This is a genomic window from Pseudoalteromonas sp. AOP31-A2-14 (assembly GCF_052378035.1).
In the GTDB taxonomy this organism is placed as follows: Bacteria; Pseudomonadota; Gammaproteobacteria; order Enterobacterales; family Alteromonadaceae; genus Pseudoalteromonas.
Genome location: NZ_JBQSXI010000002.1, coordinates 86,291 through 101,552, shown reverse-complemented (window position 1 = coordinate 101,552; position 15,262 = coordinate 86,291). Strand labels below are relative to the sequence as shown.

Annotated in this window: 12 protein-coding genes and 2 pseudogenes; 8 read left to right on the top strand and 6 right to left on the bottom strand. The window is 39.8% G+C overall.

The genetic code is table 11. The annotated features are described in order from the left end of the window. Nucleotides 1-8: 8 nt before the first annotated feature. Nucleotides 9-2,336, top strand: coding sequence for a family 20 glycosylhydrolase (locus tag ACT3S9_RS16305; protein WP_441835193.1), 2,328 nt, complete (start codon nt 9-11; stop codon nt 2,334-2,336). Between the two features lie 19 nt (nt 2,337-2,355). Here ACT3S9_RS16305 and ACT3S9_RS16300 read toward each other — a convergent pair whose 3' ends face one another. From ACT3S9_RS16300 to ACT3S9_RS16290, 3 genes are all read right to left on the bottom strand, one after another. Beyond that, nucleotides 2,356-3,036, bottom strand: coding sequence for an SDR family oxidoreductase (locus ACT3S9_RS16300; protein ID WP_441835194.1), 681 nt, complete (start codon nt 3,034-3,036; stop codon nt 2,356-2,358). Between the two features lie 140 nt (nt 3,037-3,176). Then, nucleotides 3,177-4,517 carry an N-succinylarginine dihydrolase gene (gene astB / locus ACT3S9_RS16295; RefSeq protein ID WP_441835195.1) on the bottom strand — a complete coding sequence of 447 codons (1,341 nt, stop codon included), beginning with the start codon at nt 4,515-4,517 and terminating at the stop codon, nt 3,177-3,179. A 616-nt stretch (nt 4,518-5,133) separates the two neighbouring features. Further along, nucleotides 5,134-6,144 (bottom strand): zinc-binding alcohol dehydrogenase family protein, encoded by a 1,011-nt coding sequence (locus tag ACT3S9_RS16290; RefSeq protein ID WP_441835196.1) that lies wholly within the window; start codon nt 6,142-6,144, stop codon nt 5,134-5,136. A 199-nt stretch (nt 6,145-6,343) separates the two neighbouring features. Here ACT3S9_RS16290 and ACT3S9_RS16285 point away from each other — a divergent pair, with 199 nt between their 5' ends. The 4 genes and pseudogenes from ACT3S9_RS16285 to arsJ all read left to right on the top strand — a co-directional run. Continuing rightward, nucleotides 6,344-6,715, top strand: coding sequence for a metalloregulator ArsR/SmtB family transcription factor (locus ACT3S9_RS16285; protein ID WP_441835197.1), 372 nt, complete (start codon nt 6,344-6,346; stop codon nt 6,713-6,715). A 33-nt stretch (nt 6,716-6,748) separates the two neighbouring features. Then, a complete protein-coding gene (gene arsB / locus ACT3S9_RS16280; RefSeq protein ID WP_441835198.1) occupies nt 6,749-7,777 on the top strand; it encodes an ACR3 family arsenite efflux transporter in 1,029 nt (342 codons plus the stop codon). Between the two features lie 47 nt (nt 7,778-7,824). Further along, entirely contained in the window at nt 7,825-8,841 is a 1,017-nt protein-coding gene (locus tag ACT3S9_RS16275; protein WP_441835199.1) for an ArsJ-associated glyceraldehyde-3-phosphate dehydrogenase, read from the top strand. 7 nt (nt 8,842-8,848) lie between these two features. Then, nucleotides 8,849-9,853 (top strand): annotated as a pseudogene (arsJ, locus tag ACT3S9_RS16270) (organoarsenical effux MFS transporter ArsJ); the annotation flags it as partial. Between the two features lie 27 nt (nt 9,854-9,880). Here arsJ and ACT3S9_RS16265 read toward each other — a convergent pair. After that, a complete protein-coding gene (locus tag ACT3S9_RS16265; protein ID WP_086959932.1) occupies nt 9,881-10,849 on the bottom strand; it encodes an IS30 family transposase in 969 nt (322 codons plus the stop codon). A gap of 76 nt (nt 10,850-10,925) precedes the next feature. On the opposite strand from ACT3S9_RS16265, the pseudogene ACT3S9_RS16260 reads away from it, so the two are divergent. After that, nucleotides 10,926-11,165 (top strand): annotated as a pseudogene (locus ACT3S9_RS16260) (organoarsenical effux MFS transporter ArsJ); the annotation flags it as partial. Nucleotides 11,166-11,809: 644 nt separating this feature from the next. Here ACT3S9_RS16260 and ACT3S9_RS16255 read toward each other — a convergent pair. Together ACT3S9_RS16255 and ACT3S9_RS16250 are read right to left on the bottom strand one after the other, a co-directional pair. Further along, complete coding sequence (locus ACT3S9_RS16255; protein ID WP_301563131.1) at nt 11,810-12,847, bottom strand: IS110 family transposase; 1,038 nt, start codon at nt 12,845-12,847, stop codon at nt 11,810-11,812. Nucleotides 12,848-13,237: 390 nt separating this feature from the next. Next, entirely contained in the window at nt 13,238-13,828 is a 591-nt protein-coding gene (locus ACT3S9_RS16250) for a TetR/AcrR family transcriptional regulator (RefSeq protein WP_441836626.1), read from the bottom strand. Nucleotides 13,829-13,931: 103 nt separating this feature from the next. Here ACT3S9_RS16250 and ACT3S9_RS16245 point away from each other — a divergent pair, with 103 nt between their 5' ends. Continuing rightward, the gene (locus ACT3S9_RS16245) at nt 13,932-14,474 is read left to right on the top strand and encodes a carboxymuconolactone decarboxylase family protein (protein WP_441836627.1); all 543 of its coding nucleotides are present in this window, start codon (nt 13,932-13,934) and stop codon (nt 14,472-14,474) included. A gap of 322 nt (nt 14,475-14,796) precedes the next feature. Beyond that, on the top strand, nt 14,797-15,186 hold the full coding sequence (locus tag ACT3S9_RS16240) for a DUF1294 domain-containing protein (protein ID WP_441995256.1): 390 nt from the start codon (nt 14,797-14,799) through the stop codon (nt 15,184-15,186). Nucleotides 15,187-15,262: the final 76 nt, after the last annotated feature.

Below are 15,262 nucleotides of genomic sequence, written 5' to 3'. Positions count from 1 at the left end.
ATTGTTATATGAAAAAGTTTACTCATTTTCTGTGGGCATGTTTACTAAGTTGTAGTTTTGCTAGCACCTCTCAAGCCGAGCCCGTATTAATGCCGATGCCTGTAAAAGTAGAGGCGTTAGCTGGAGTAACAACCCTTCATTCATCTCTGCAGGTTTTTATACCTAAAGCGCAGCAACCACTATTACAGCCACTGTTTAAAAATACATTATTTGCAGAGCAATTTAAGCAGTTACAGTTTACGACGGAATCGGCGGCGCAATTACATATCAATATTGCAGAGGCGGTGAGTGAATTACCTTATTTAAATATGGATGAAAGCTATACGCTAACCATTAAAAATAACACCGTTAATTTAAGCAGCGCTAACCAATACGGCATGCTCACAGGGCTGGCAACGCTATCGCAGTTATTATTTAGTGCTCAGCAACCGTTACAGCTGAGTAATGTAACGATTACTGATACGCCTACTTACCCGTGGCGTGGTTTATTATTTGATGGCGTACGCCATTTTTTACCGATTGCAGATGTTAAACGCACATTACGTGGCTTAGCATCCGCAAAGTTTAATGTGTTTCACTGGCACTTAACTGACGATCAAGGTTGGCGAATTGAGTTAAATAGTTACCCTAAATTACATCAGCAGGTATCTGATGGGCTTTATTATACAAAAGTTCAAATTAAAGACGTAGTACAGTATGCGGCTAAACTAGGTATTAGAGTCGTGCCAGAGTTCGATGTGCCAGGTCATGCAAGCTCCATTGTGCTTGCTTACCCTGAACTGGGTAGCGGTACAAAACTCACGCAAATGGAGCGTCGCTGGGGAGTATTTAAACCGTTACTCGACCCGAGTAATCCAAAGGTATATAAATTTATTGAAGAAGTTGTCGCAGAGCTTGCTGGTTTATTTCCTGATCCGTATTTACACATTGGCGGTGATGAAATTGATGATACTGATTGGCAAAAAAATAGCAATATACAGGCTTACATGCAGGACAAAAACCTGGCAGACAGTCACGCCTTACACGCCTATTTTAATCAAGAAGTGGCTAAAATTTTAGCTAAATATAACAAGCAAATGATTGGTTGGGATGAAGTACTACACCCAAGTTTACCGAAAAACACCTTAGTGCAGTCATGGCGTGGTCATCATTCACTGGCGCAAATTCGTGAGCAAGGATACAACGGTTTACTGTCAAGCGGCTTTTATATTGACCAACCACATTGGACAAGTTATCACTATCGCAATCACCCAGAGCCGTTAGTTAAAAAGCCTGTAACTGCCAGTGCATTATTAGGCAGTGTTAACTTTACACTCACGCGACTAAAAGGCAGAGCTGTTACCGGGCAAGTAGATTTATTTAAAACACCAAAAAATAACTTACAAGCGCGTATTGAAATAAAAGGTAAAGGGCAGTTTATTAGCCAACATGTACAACAAGAAGGTGATGTATATCAGGTTAAACTCGATACTTGGATGGGCGCAACCTTACTTTCATTTGAATTACAAAAAACCACCAATATAGATGCGATGATTGGTAACACCCCGTACCAATTTACTGCGTTTGAAAACTCAAAGAGCACCTTAACGCAGTTAAATAAGCAGATAACTGAGCAACAACAACGCGTACTTAAAGGTAAAGTACTGGGCGGTGAAGCCACAGCATGGGCTGAAATGATCACAACCGATAATATTGATACCCGTTTATGGCCAAGGCTTTATGCGATTGGCGAGCGTTTTTGGTCAGCGCGAACCGTTACTGATGAACAAAGCATGTATAAACGCTTAGCAGTAATAGACCGTTACAGTGATGAAGTTGTTGGATTATTACATCAGCAGCAACTTTTGACTCACTTAAAAAGTGTGATTAAGGCACAGCCTCACGCATCAAAAAATGATTTAACGGCATTGTTAACATTTAGCCAATTAATTGAGCCTGCTCATTATTATACTGCGCATCATTTAGCGTTTTTACGTGATGAGTATCATCAAAAAGTGCCGTTGGATGAATTATTATATGTGTTACCTGTCGAAAGCTTAGCGCTTAAAGAATTCGATTATAAGGTTGATGACTACAATCGTCAGTGTGATGAGCAATTACTTGCGCCTTTACAAAATCAGCTTGTGGTTTGGCAACAATTACTCGAAAGTAAGCAACCGCTCTTTATGAACTTACCCCAGTGGCAAGCAAGTTATTTAGCGATACTTGATGCGCTTCATAACAAAAAAGAGTTGGCTAAGCAGCCGAGTGTAAATAATGACAATGGCACGATTACTCAGGTTATTGCCTCTATTAATGATCTAAAAAGAGCGCAGCAGTCTTGCCGCGCTCAATAGTAATAACTAAGTTTAGATGCTAATTAGTTGGCATTAAAAATAACTCGCGCACGTTGCAGCGCGGGTTTGCTTCAATAGCAAATAAAACGGCTTCAGCGACATCGTCAGGGTCTAGCTTATCGGGCTTTGCTTCATCAAAAAAGGGTGTGTTAACCATACCTGGAGCAATGGTAGTACAGCGCCCTTGCCATTCTTTCATTTCTTCAGCAAGGTTTTGCCCAAAACCATAAGTAAACCACTTAGTTGCTCCGTATATAGAACCTTTTAACGGAGTTCGCCCTGCAGCTGAACTGGTTAAAATAAAGTGCCCGATGGTTTTTCTAAGGTGCGGTAAGGTAAGTTTTGCAGTCCAAAGTAATGCATTGATGTTTATATCAATCATTTTTTGCCACTCGGCTGGATCGCCTTGCTCTGTGCCTGGCGTGTTTACACCCATACCAGCATTAGCAAATGCAACATCAAGGCGGCCAAAGTGCTTAACGCCTTTTTTTACAACGACTTCAAGGGCAGAATAGTCAGTTGCATCACAAGCGACGGCAAAAGTGTTATCGATACCTAGCTCTTTAACCAGTTCATTGAGTTTGTTTTCACTACGCGCAGTTATAATAACTTTGTGGCCATTTTCAACCAGTTTTTTTGCGGTTGCTTCACCAATGCCGCTTGATGCTCCGGTGATTAGAATGACTTTTTGTTTTTCCATTACATGACCTCTCAACTAGCTTAAAACTAACGTATTATAGTGTGCCCACAGTATATCGCAAAAAAGCTTAACTTTAATTGAATTGAGGAAAAGGTGTACAGCCCTAAAAGACAGGGCTGTACCGAAAATTATAAGCTAATTTATAGCTGAAATGGATATACTGAGCCCAAGTCAAGTAGTTGGGTTAATTCATCCAGTGCTTGGTAGCTTTCGGTGAGTAAATTAGGATCGGCAAAGTCATCACTACTTAACGCGTCGCGATAATACTTATTTGCCCATGTAGTGAGTTGCTGATACTTTACTTCGCTAAAGCGTACTTGTGGGTTAACCGCAGCAAGTTCTTGCTCTGTTAATGCAACGCGCAACCTTAAACATGCGGGGCCGCCGCCATTTTGCATACTTTGGCGCAAGTCGAAAAAACGTACTTGATTTATCGGGTTATCTCCACGAACAAGTTCGTTTATATAACTGTTAACCGCTGAATTTCGTTGGCATTCCTCAGGTGCAACTAATAGCATTTTACCACTAGGGAGGGTAACAAGTTGGCTATTAAACAAGTAACTACTAACAGCGTCGTTCACGCTGACCTTGTCAGTGGGTACTTCAATAATGTGCAGTTGTTTTTCACCTAAATAGGCGCTTCTAATCTTGTTTAAGGCGTCAGCTTGATTTAAAAATGCTTGCTCATGACACAATAAAACATTGGCATTAGCGACTGCAATCACATCGTTATGAAATACCCCTTGGTCAATTACATCAGGATTTTGTTGAATAAACAGCTGGTTCGTAGGTTTTAGTTGATGCAAGCGAGCAATCGCTTGTGAGGCTTCGAGGGTTTGCCTTGCTGGGAAAACACTTGGCTTTGGTAATGTGCTGTTAAAACTACTTGCCCCAAATACAAAGATTTCTAAGCCATTGTCGCCGTGATTATCACCAAGACGATTATGATTCGCTGCACCTTCGTCACCAAAAAAACCTTGCTCTGGCAAATGTGGATGATGACTAAAGTGATCATTATTATTAAACATCGATGCCAAAATGGCACTAGTGGTGCTTGGCTCTAACGAGCGGTGAAACTTATTATTTAAGTTAGCTGCGGTAAAATGTACTTTATTATCAAGGGTGTCTATTGATGGTGACACGGTACCAGCGTTTGCTGTCCACATAGCTGATGCTGAATAACAGGCACGTACTAGTACAGGGTCTACTTTAAACGCTTTGTTAATTATTTGGCTATCTGTGCCGCTAAAACCAAGACGCTTTAATATGTTGATATCAGGTCGGGCATGAGGAGCAAAAATACCTTGTTCGAGACCAAGCTCATGCATGGCTTTCATTTTTTCAAGGCCTTGCAATACGGCTTCTCGAGGGTTCGAATGGGTTGAGGCATGATTTAGTGAGGCAACGTTCCCATAAGATAAACCAGCGTAGTTATGAGTAGGTCCAACTAAACCATCAAAATTCATTTCAACTGACTGCATAGGTATTCCAAGAAGTTTAATGTTTTTTCACCATACAGAAAATTATTAAATGAAGCCAGTTAACTCCATCTCAATATTGTGTCGGTTTTGTTGCAAATGGTGACCTCCCCATCTTAACGTGGCTTGGATATGATTGTTACGTTTTAGTACAGCACATTATAAATAGTGCGTTTGGGAATTGTGTATTGTTCAGCGGCTTCACTAATCCTAGTGGATGGACCTATATTTTGTTCATCACTTTGGTTAAGTTTTATTATTTATTAACAAACCTACGCTCTTGCTCTGAGGTTGTATGTGAATCGTTTGCGTGGTGCACATGCCAAACACTAATGTCTAAGCGCCATAATAAATATAAAGTATGATAAAAGTTATACATTGAAAATCTTCCCTGTCGATGAGGTTGGTAATGTAATACCCAAGTTTAGATACTGTCTATTGTTTATCTAAGGAAGAATTATGCCAGTCTGATAAGTTATTTTTATTACAATAAAATCAGCTGCTTGATTTTTTATTTATACATCAAATTAAATATAAGCACTAATTTAGTGAAAAAGTTCAGTTTTGTGCACACTGATGGCGCACAAACTTATTGTACTTGCTCCACCAGTAAGGGGAATTAAAACCCTTCCAGCACGAGCTTGCCGCGTGCTTGATGGGATTCTAATATTGCGTGAGCATGACTTAGATTTTCAATATTAATTTTACCAAGGTGCTGGCCAAGGGTCGTTTTAATAGTACCGTTATCGACAAGCTTTGCCAGCTCGTTAAGTAATTGGTGCTGGGCAATCATATCGTCTGTTTGAAACATTGAACGAGTGTACATAAACTCCCAGTGCAGCGAGATACTTTTACGTTTGAGTTTTAAAATATCAAAACTTGCAGGGTCGTCAATGAGTGCCAGTTTACCTTGTGGTTTTATAACCTCAACAATGCTATCTAAATGTTGTTCAGTGTGAGTGAGGCTTATTACATAATCAAACTGGTTAAGGTTTTGGGACTGACGTTGTTCGTTTAAACACTTAGAATGATCAAGCACATGCTCTATGCCTAGATCGTTTAGCCAAGTAACACTCTCAGTGCGTGATGCAGTACCTACAACGGTTAAGTCTGTTAATTTTTTTGCAAGTTGTACTAAAATAGAACCAACGCCGCCTGCTGCACCCACCACTAATAGCGACGCGGGTTTAGCATCTTTATCGTGGGGTATTTGCAAACGGTCAAATAGTAATTCCCATGCAGTAATACTAGTTAATGGTAGTGCAGCAGCCTCAGCGTCGTTTAATGAAGTAGGAGCTTTACCTACGATTCGTTCGTCAACAAGCTGAAACTCTGCATTACTGCCTGAGCGAGTCAGGTCGCCGGCGTAATAAACGCGGTCACCTACTTTAAATAAACTTACTGTATCGCCAACGGCTGTAACAATCCCGACAGCGTCCCAACCAATTACTTTATAACCGTTTTTAGGGCTGACATTTGCCCGAATCTTAGCATCGACAGGGTTGACTGAAATGGCTTTGACTTTGACCAATAAATCATGGCCCTGTGCGTTTGGCATAGGAAGCTCAATTTCTTGAAAAGAATCGTCAGTTAAGCTTTTTGTTGCTTGCGTATAACCAAATGCTTTCATGTCTCACCCCGGTAAATCATCTATGTATCGCAATACTATAGCGTATATTTGATTATAAAAAGCGCCTGTTCAATCATTTTTTGGCTGATATTAGGACAGGTGTGAATAATTAAAAAATCACATATGTTTTTTCATATATAAACTTTAAAATATACGATTTACCATATATAGTGTTGTTGTCTAATACTAAGGTGATGTTATGAATTATTTAGATCCTATTCAATTTTTTAAATGTTTAGCCGATGAAACGCGCTTAAAAACACTTTTACTGGTACTTCAAGAACAAGAGCTTTGCGTTTGCGAGTTGGTTGCTGCGCTATCACTGAGTCAACCGAAGGTGTCTCGCCATTTAGCTCAGCTTAGAAATTGTGAGTTACTAACTGATAGGCGCCAAGGGCAATGGGTGTTTTATCGTTTAAACGATGCTTTACCACGATGGGCGACTGAGGTTATTGAAAAGACAGCACTTAATAATAACGACTTTTTAAATGACAGCATAACTTTATTGAATGAAATGGGCGATAGACCAACTAGAGCAACAATTTGTTGTGAAGGCTCTATTAACACCTAAATTGGAGAACGCCGCAACTAAGGGAGAGTTATTATGGGCATTTTTGAGCGTTACCTATCTATTTGGGTAGCATTATGCATTTTTATAGGTGTGGTACTGGGCAATATTTTTCCTGAGCTTTTTGCTGTTGTGGCTCAGTTTGAAGTTGCCCATGTAAACTTAGTTGTTGCAGTACTTATTTGGGTGATGATTTATCCGATGATGGTGCAAATTGATTTTGCATCAATAAAAGATATTGGAAAAAAACCTAAAGGGCTTATTTTAACGCTTGTTATTAATTGGCTGATCAAGCCATTTAGTATGGCGGCATTGGGGTGGTTATTTTTTAAAATCTTTTTTGCCTCAATGGTTGACCCTCAAACGGCTAACGAATATATCGCAGGAATGATTTTGTTAGGCGTTGCCCCTTGTACTGCAATGGTATTTATTTGGAGCCAATTAACTAAAGGTGACGCTAACTATACGCTTGTTCAGGTATCGGTGAATGACATTATTATGATTTTTTCTTTTGCACCTATTACGGCATTTTTACTGGGTGTAAGTGATATTACTATTCCTTGGCAAACGCTCCTTATTTCAGTGGGGTTATATGTTTTACTGCCTTTGGTTGCAGGAGTGTTAACTCGTAAAAAGCTACAAAAGCAAGATAATGAAAACCGAGTTAATTCTTTTTTAAGTAAAGCTAAACCTTGGTCGGTAGTAGGTTTACTGGGCACTGTTACGTTGTTATTTGGTTTTCAAGCACCGACTATTGTAAACGAGCCTCTGGTTATTGGTTTAATTGCTATTCCGTTACTCATTCAAACGTACGGTATTTTTGCTATTGCTTATGTGGGTGCAAAAATACTGAAGTTGCCTTACAACATAGCAGCGCCGGCTTGCATGATAAGTACTTCTAACTTCTTTGAACTTGCGGTGGCGGTGGCTATTTCACTGTTTGGGCTTCACTCCGGTGCTGCATTAGCAACAGTTGTGGGCGTGCTTGTAGAAGTGCCAGTGATGTTAAGTTTGGTATGGTTTGCTAATAAAACAAGCCATTGGTTTGACGCTGAAGTTAAGTAGTCTTCAACTCTGTAGTTATAACTATGAAATAATTAAGGAAAAATAAAATGACAATTAAAGTAGGTATAAATGGCTTTGGCCGCATGGGGCGCTTAACATTAAGAGCAGCACTTAATTGGCCTGAGGTTGAGTTTATAAAAATAAATGATGTGGCGGGAGATGCCCAAACTCATGCTCACTTATTAGAATTTGATTCAGTACATGGTCGTTTAGCTGAGCCGGTGTTAGTCAATGGCCAAGTGATCCGCGTCGCAAATCATGCAATAACGCTCAGCAATAATAAGCATATTAATGAAACTGATTGGTCAGATTGCGATGTAGTAATTGAAGCCAGTGGTAAAATGAAAACGACTGAGTTACTACAACAGTATTTAGATCAAGGTGTTAAACGTGTGGTGGTGACCGCGCCTGTTAAAGAAAGTGGTGTGCTTAATGTAGTTATGGGAGTGAACGATCATCTTTATGAGCCTGAGCTGCATAAAATAGTAACCGCAGCGTCATGTACCACTAATTGCTTAGCACCTATAGTTAAAGTATTACAAGAAAAGGTGGGTATAAAGCATGGTTCAATAACTACGATCCATGACATTACCAATACTCAAACGATTATAGATGCCCCACATAAAGATTTACGCCGAGCACGTGCTTGCGGTAGCAGTTTGATCCCAACTACCACCGGTAGTGCAACGGCAATTACCCATATATTCCCTGAACTTAAAGGCAAGTTAAACGGCCATGCGATACGTGTACCATTAACCAACGCATCAATTACTGACTGTGTGTTTGAGCTTGAACGTAAAGTAACCGAAAGTGAGGTTAACACTTGGTTTAGTGAGACTGCACGAGGCAACCTTAAAGGTGTATTAGGCTATGAAGAAAAGCCGTTGGTATCCATAGATTATAAAACAGATCCGCGCAGCTGTACTATTGATGCGCTTTCTACCATGGTTATTAATGACACTCAGCTAAAAATATATGCTTGGTATGATAACGAGTGGGGATATGCCAATCGCACTGCTGAGCTAATGTTGAAGGTTGGTTTAAGTGATATAAAAGGAGCATAAAATAACGATGCTAAGCCAGCTATCTCAACCGATAAAACAGTATCTAATAATTACCGGTAATTATTGGGCTTTTACCCTCACCGACGGCGCGTTAAGAATGCTGGTGGTGTTGTATTTTCATCAGCTAGGTTATGGTGCACTGGCAATAGCCATGTTGTTTCTATTTTATGAGATTTTTGGCGTTATTACCAACCTTGTAGGCGGTTGGTTTGGGGCTATTTTAGGTCTTAATAAAACCATGAATATCGGATTATTTATACAAATAGTCGCGTTACTCATGTTGTGCGTGCCTACTGAGTGGTTAAGTATTGTTTATGTCATGGTAGCGCAAGCGCTCAGTGGTATCGCTAAAGACTTGAACAAAATGAGTGCTAAGAGCGCAATTAAATCGTTAGTACCACAAAGTGAAGAAGGCGAATCAACATTATATAAGTGGATAGCCTTATTAACTGGTTCTAAAAATGCACTCAAAGGCGTTGGTTTCTTTTTAGGTGGACTACTGCTTACGTTATTTGGCTTTACAGGAGCGCTACTGTGTTTAATTACCTTATTGAGCGCAGTATGGATCTTGAGTCTAATAAAATTAAAAGGTGATATCGGCAAAGCTAAAAACAAACCAAAGTTTACGCAACTGTTTTCTAAGTCAAAAGCAATCAATTTATTAAGCCTTGCCAGAATGTGTTTATTTGCTGCCCGCGATGTATGGTTTGTTGTTGCATTACCTATTTACCTGGCTGCAGAGCTCAATTGGAATCACTGGTGGGTGAGTGGATTTCTGGCTCTTTGGGTTATTGGTTATGGCATCATTCAAACCCAAGCTCCACGTATTACCGTTAATAATAAGTTGTTATCGGTGGCGATGGGTGAAGCGCAAAAATGGGTGATTATTTTATGTATATTTACTGTATTTCTTGCTTTAAGTGCGGTATTTGACTGGCATTTTAAAGTGATTTTATTGATTGGACTGGGCGTTTTTGGTGCTATTTTTGCAATTAATTCGTCACTGCATAGTCTTGAATTCAAGTATTAAGTGCAATCATTATGCAGCCACCAGAACTTCTGATTGCCCCGTAAATAATTCATGAGGGGTTTTATACCCTCTTGTTTTTCTTGGCCGATGGTTGAGCTTATCAACTGCCGCCTGTATCTCTGCTTCACTTAGCGCCATAAAGTCAGTTCCCTTGGGGAAGAAGCGTCTAAGTAAGCCGTTGGTATTCTCATTTATGCCCCGCTCCCATGATGAATAGGGATGAGCGAAATACACATCAGCTTCTAATTTTTGTGCAACATGCTCATGGTGAGCAAACTCTTTTCCATTATCTAACGTCACGGTAATAACCTTACCTTTATATGGTGTCATACACGTGATCAGCGCATCGGCTGTTATTTTCGCATGCTTGCTTTCAATTCTGTGAACGACTGTATATAACGTTTTACGTTCAACCATTGTGACAAGCGCATTTTTACGCCCTTTACCTATCACTGTATCGCCCTCCCAATCACCAATCCTAGACTTTGAATCCACAATACTTGGGCGTTCATCAATGCTGACTCGATTAACTATCTGTCCACGTTTATCATAGCTTCCATAGCGTTTTTTATACTTTTTACATGCACGAGTGAGTGTCTTATGTAGCTTGCCACCACGAGCCTTGTCTCTGTAAATATATTGATAAATTGTTTCATGATGTAAAACGACCTGTTTCTCTAAAGCTAAGCGGCCTGCCACTTGCTCAGGGGAAAGTCCGTCATGCAACAATTTATTAATCCAGTGAGTGACGTCCTCTGTTAACTTACTTGCTTTGAAAGATGACTTACGTCTTTGTTCAGCAAAGTTATTGGCTTGGTTAGGCCGATAGCCTTTAAGTCCTTTATTGCGTTTTAGCTCTCTAGAAATAGATGACGGTGAACGAGTTAGTTCTTCAGCTATCTGCTTTTGGTTATTTCCTGCTTTTATTAACGCGTAAATCTGGTATCTTTCTTCTTGTGTCAGCTGTTTATATTTCATTAAAGCAATTTCCTTTGGCGAGAAAATGGCCGAATTATAACAGCTGGCCATCTAATCTGAGAAATTGCACTTATTATCCGAATTTAGGAGTTATTTAATTGTCAGTTTTGCAGATAAAGATGGAGTGTCACTGGATGTAGGCTTTTATTATATGGCGAATGCCTCAGGAAGACTATTAGGCACGGTACTCTCTGGGGGGATATTTCAGTTATATGGGTTAACAGCGTGCTTAATTGCCAGCGCTATTTTATTGTTTTTAGCAGCGATCGCCACGGGGTATTTAGCTGCCCACAAAAATACGCCACAGTATAAATAATTTAAAGATGAGGAACCCCAAAACTATAAATTAATTATACTTTTTATAGTTTTAATAAGACTAAATAAACTCAAACAGGCCATTCTTTAACAAAACGGCGATGGCATTAGGTGTACGTAAATGCGGCAGTTGGTGTTAGCAAAAAAGCTTTCTAGGTTTACTTTTGGTCGCATTTTTACGACTGTTTTAATTTTACCCAGTATCGCGTAGTGGCAGCCGCTTTCATCAAGTATGAGCCACTAAGTAAACAGTCTGAAAAGTTAATTGCTGCTGAGGTTGAAGAAAATATCACTGCAATGCAGCGGCTTATGGTGAACGTATCAAAAACAATCGGCGCAGCAAGCGGGTAATCACTGCCACACCTTGAATCAACTAGTTGACCAACAAAGTAATGAGCTTAATAAACTAAAAACCTGAGCTTAAACAGCTTAGGGTCTTATATGGACTCCCTATTAATGTCAAAAATAAAATTGAAATAAATTAGATGCTAGCTTATATACGGGCTCAAATTGAGGAGCTACCCCTGGCCTCAAATGTATTCGCACCTTCATGACTTTTCTGTTGAGCAGTTTTTCAAACTTCAGACCCTAACAGTCTATTGAAGGTCGGTCTTACCTATTTCAATCGATCTTTCTGACAAGTCTTTAAGCCACAAGTAATTGTGGCTGATAATCTTTGTTATGCTTTTGCATTGCAAAAGCCGTTCTGATTGTTTTATTTGCTAACGCTATAGCGGCTACTTTTTTGCCTCGACGTACACTTAATGCTTTTAACCATATATCTTTTTGGCTACGAACTTCTCTTTTTTCTAGTTGTGAAACAACAGCTAATGCGCCTTTATACAAAGCACTACGCAGCTTCTTATTTCCTACTACTTTAGATATCGAGCCTATATTTTGTTTTCCCCCGCTACTATGCTGTACTGGTGTTAGACCAAAGCAGGCCGCAGCTTCTCGACCATTTTTAAAATGGGTTATATTACCTAGTGCTATTTTAATCAGTATTGCACAGACAGGTCCCACGCCTTCTAATGCTTGCAAACGTATACAGGTTTGATCTTCTTTAATTACTTCATGCAATTGCTTTTCAATCAGCTTCACCTCTTCAATCGCCTCAGTAAAACGCTGATAAACTCGGTTAATTGTGAAGCGAAAAGCGCCTGTTAGGCTGTTTTCAGCATCTTCTAATATCTCAGGTATCGCTTGGGTCAACTTCGTATCCCCTTGAGCAATTGGGTAACCAAACTCTAACAATAAAGCTCTTAGTTGATTACCTAAACTGACTTTTTCTTTGACTAATAAATCACGCATACATTCAATGCCTTGTAAGCATTGCTCTTGCACTGAAAGTAAACGACTTCCTTTTATATGAGGCTGTCTCGCTGCAACTGAAATAGCCAGCGCATCATTTGCATCGGTTTTCTGCCCTTGACGAAACGCTTTTACCTGTCGCGCGTTAATCGCTTTGATCTGGTGCCCTGCCTGTTTAGCAAATTGCGCCCAATAATGCGTTCCGCCACATGACTCCATAGCAACTAAAGATTGCTTTTCTTTAATTAATAACTCTTTAAGCTTGGCTCTGCTTATTGTTTTGTTATAAATAACTTTGCCATTGCTTTGCGTTTTGCAAACTTGAAATAAATTTTTTGCTAAATCAATCGCTATCACATTACAATTCAACATGTATGGGCTCCTTAGTAAAAGTTTGGACACTTATTACGTTACTTCTGATGGAAGTGGGAGTCCATACATCTGTTGACCTTTTAAGGTTAAATTTGCAGCAGTCTGTTTGGTATTTAGGCAAGGCAGCGCCTATGTAGTGTGGTTATTCCCCATAAATAGGCGATAACGCAGCATCAATGCCAAACAGGCGCTGCCCTTTGGGTTCTGCCTCGGGGCGATTTACTCTTTGTTGCCTACATGGATGTAGGTAAGGGGCGTGAGCAGGACGCGGAAGCTTTGCTCGGTTTTTACTTAGCCCACTAGGTTACAAACCGAGCAAAGCGATTAAACCGCCCCGAGTTTGAACAAATTTTAATCCGCAAAGGTCAACAGACCCTCGTTATTACGTTTTTATAGCTGCTTTAACATCACAAACATACTATCAATTAAGTTCATTGCGGTGTTGTGAGGTTGTGGACGGTGTAAGTAACTGCGCAGCCCTGTAAATTGAATTTGAAACAGACGGGCATATTCAATTGCAGGTAGATCGTTTGCCAGTTCATTATTTGCTTGAGCTTTAGTGAATAACGACGCTAAATATTGCTCAAACTGAGCAAGCAGCGTTTCACTTAATGCCTTTAACTGCGGTTGTTGTTCGCTAAACTCTGCATTAGCTTTAACCAACATGCATATTTCGCTGGGTTGACTGCATTGCTTATCTGCAATAGTAACCTGCTGCACAAATGCTTTAAGACCCGCTAAGACTGTTTCACTCTCAGCTAAGCATTGCTCTAATGTTGCTTGCATCATCGTGGTGTAATTTTTTAACGCCTCGCAATATAAACCTTCTTTAGATCCAAATGCTGCATAAATACTGCCTGGGCGCATATCAATGGTGTCTTGTAGATCACGGGTAGAGGTCGCATGGAAGCCCTTTTGCCAAAATAATTGACTAGCAAGCTGCACTACGTTATCACGATCGAATTTTATTTTATTAGCCATCAGAAAATTCATAAGTTGAACATACGTTCAATTTTAACTTGAACAAACGTTCAAAATCAACTATTCTAATGCCATTGTTAATAATCAAACTGTTGGAGATGATATGACAGACTTTACTTTATACACTCAAGAAAACGCCCCAGAAGCTGCAAAATCACTACTTGCTAAATCAAAAGAAGCATTTGGTATGGTGCCAAATCTGCATGCGGTAATGGCTGAAGCGCCAACCCTACTTGAGGGTTATCAAGTTTTGCATGAGCTATTTCAAAACACCTCGTTTAATAAAGAAGAGCTTACAGTGGTTTGGCAAACCATTAATGTAGAGCACGAATGTCACTATTGCGTACCCGCTCATAGCGCAATTGCTGCAGGTATGAATGTTGATCAAGAAATTGTTGATGCACTTGTAAATAAAACGCCTCTTAGCGATAAAAAGCTAGAAGTGCTGCGTGATACCACGCTTGCTATGACCCGCAACCGTGGTGTGATTAGTGATGCAGAGCTTGAAACGTTCTTTAATGCAGGTTTTACTAAGCAACAGTTGCTTGAAATCGTGGTCGGTTTATCGCAAAAGGTGATGAGTAATTACACTAACCATTTAGCCGATACGCCGGTAGATGAACCATTTAAAAAGTTTGCTAAATAACAGTAACAACCTTAATAGCGCGGCCATACAGCCGCGCTTTTTATTTTAACCAGAGTGCTCTGGTATTTTTAAAGCGCTACTTTCTGACTAGTTTATGCACTTTGTTATTTTCCTTTCACCTCTCATATCTCATATATCGCATTAGTGGTTTACGTTTAGTAGTCAATCAGCCTGGCAAGTCACTAAAGAGGGTTAAAAACCAATTCTTAGTGAAAAGTGACGATTCATCCCTGGTTAGTATGTATTTAGAAAGTACAAACAGATCACAGAAAGATTTTTAAGTGTGTCATAATCAATTCTAATCATTATTAACAAGATTAGTATGGGCCACTGCTTGCTTATTAAAAAAATATTAATACTATTTGCTGGCTGTTTTCTGGCTGGGCTGTTTATTGGTGGGAAGTTTGGTTATTGGCCAACTTTTGTTGCAGGCATGTATGCCCTAATGAGTACAGTAACTCTCTTAGTATATAAGTGGGATAAGCATTTAGCCATGAACACTACTCAGGCATCGACTCGAGTGCCTGAGCGTAGTTTGCACATCTTTGCACTTTGTTGTGGTTGGCCTGGGGCATTATTAGCTCAGCAATGGTTTCGCCATAAATCTAAAAAGCGGCGTTTTATTGTGATCTTGTGGTTTATTATTGTATTAAACTTGGCTTTATTCATCGCGGGGCTTTTATACCTAAGACCGTTAATAAGTGCCCTCTAGTTACTGAGAAGCACGAAGACACTGTATTATAAAGAAATAGTGTCTAAGCTGAGCTTCTGATTCATAAATTGTGTGC

Bases quoted from the DNA above. Each gene is read 5' to 3' on its own strand.
- ACT3S9_RS16305 (WP_441835193.1), top strand. From the start codon at position 9: ATGAAAAAGTTTACTCATTTTCTGTGGGCATGTTTACTAAGTTGTAGT.
- astB (WP_441835195.1), bottom strand. From the start codon at position 4,517: ATGCAGTCAGTTGAAATGAATTTTGATGGTTTAGTTGGACCTACTCAT.
- ACT3S9_RS16240 (WP_441995256.1), top strand. From the start codon at position 14,797: ATGGGCCACTGCTTGCTTATTAAAAAAATATTAATACTATTTGCTGGC.
- ACT3S9_RS16300 (WP_441835194.1), bottom strand. From the start codon at position 3,036: ATGGAAAAACAAAAAGTCATTCTAATCACCGGAGCATCAAGCGGCATT.
- arsB (WP_441835198.1), top strand. From the start codon at position 6,749: ATGGGCATTTTTGAGCGTTACCTATCTATTTGGGTAGCATTATGCATT.
- ACT3S9_RS16245 (WP_441836627.1), top strand. From the start codon at position 13,932: ATGACAGACTTTACTTTATACACTCAAGAAAACGCCCCAGAAGCTGCA.
- ACT3S9_RS16290 (WP_441835196.1), bottom strand. From the start codon at position 6,144: ATGAAAGCATTTGGTTATACGCAAGCAACAAAAAGCTTAACTGACGAT.
- ACT3S9_RS16250 (WP_441836626.1), bottom strand. From the start codon at position 13,828: ATGGCTAATAAAATAAAATTCGATCGTGATAACGTAGTGCAGCTTGCT.
- ACT3S9_RS16285 (WP_441835197.1), top strand. From the start codon at position 6,344: ATGAATTATTTAGATCCTATTCAATTTTTTAAATGTTTAGCCGATGAA.
- ACT3S9_RS16275 (WP_441835199.1), top strand. From the start codon at position 7,825: ATGACAATTAAAGTAGGTATAAATGGCTTTGGCCGCATGGGGCGCTTA.
- ACT3S9_RS16265 (WP_086959932.1), bottom strand. From the start codon at position 10,849: ATGAAATATAAACAGCTGACACAAGAAGAAAGATACCAGATTTACGCG.
- ACT3S9_RS16255 (WP_301563131.1), bottom strand. From the start codon at position 12,847: ATGTTGAATTGTAATGTGATAGCGATTGATTTAGCAAAAAATTTATTT.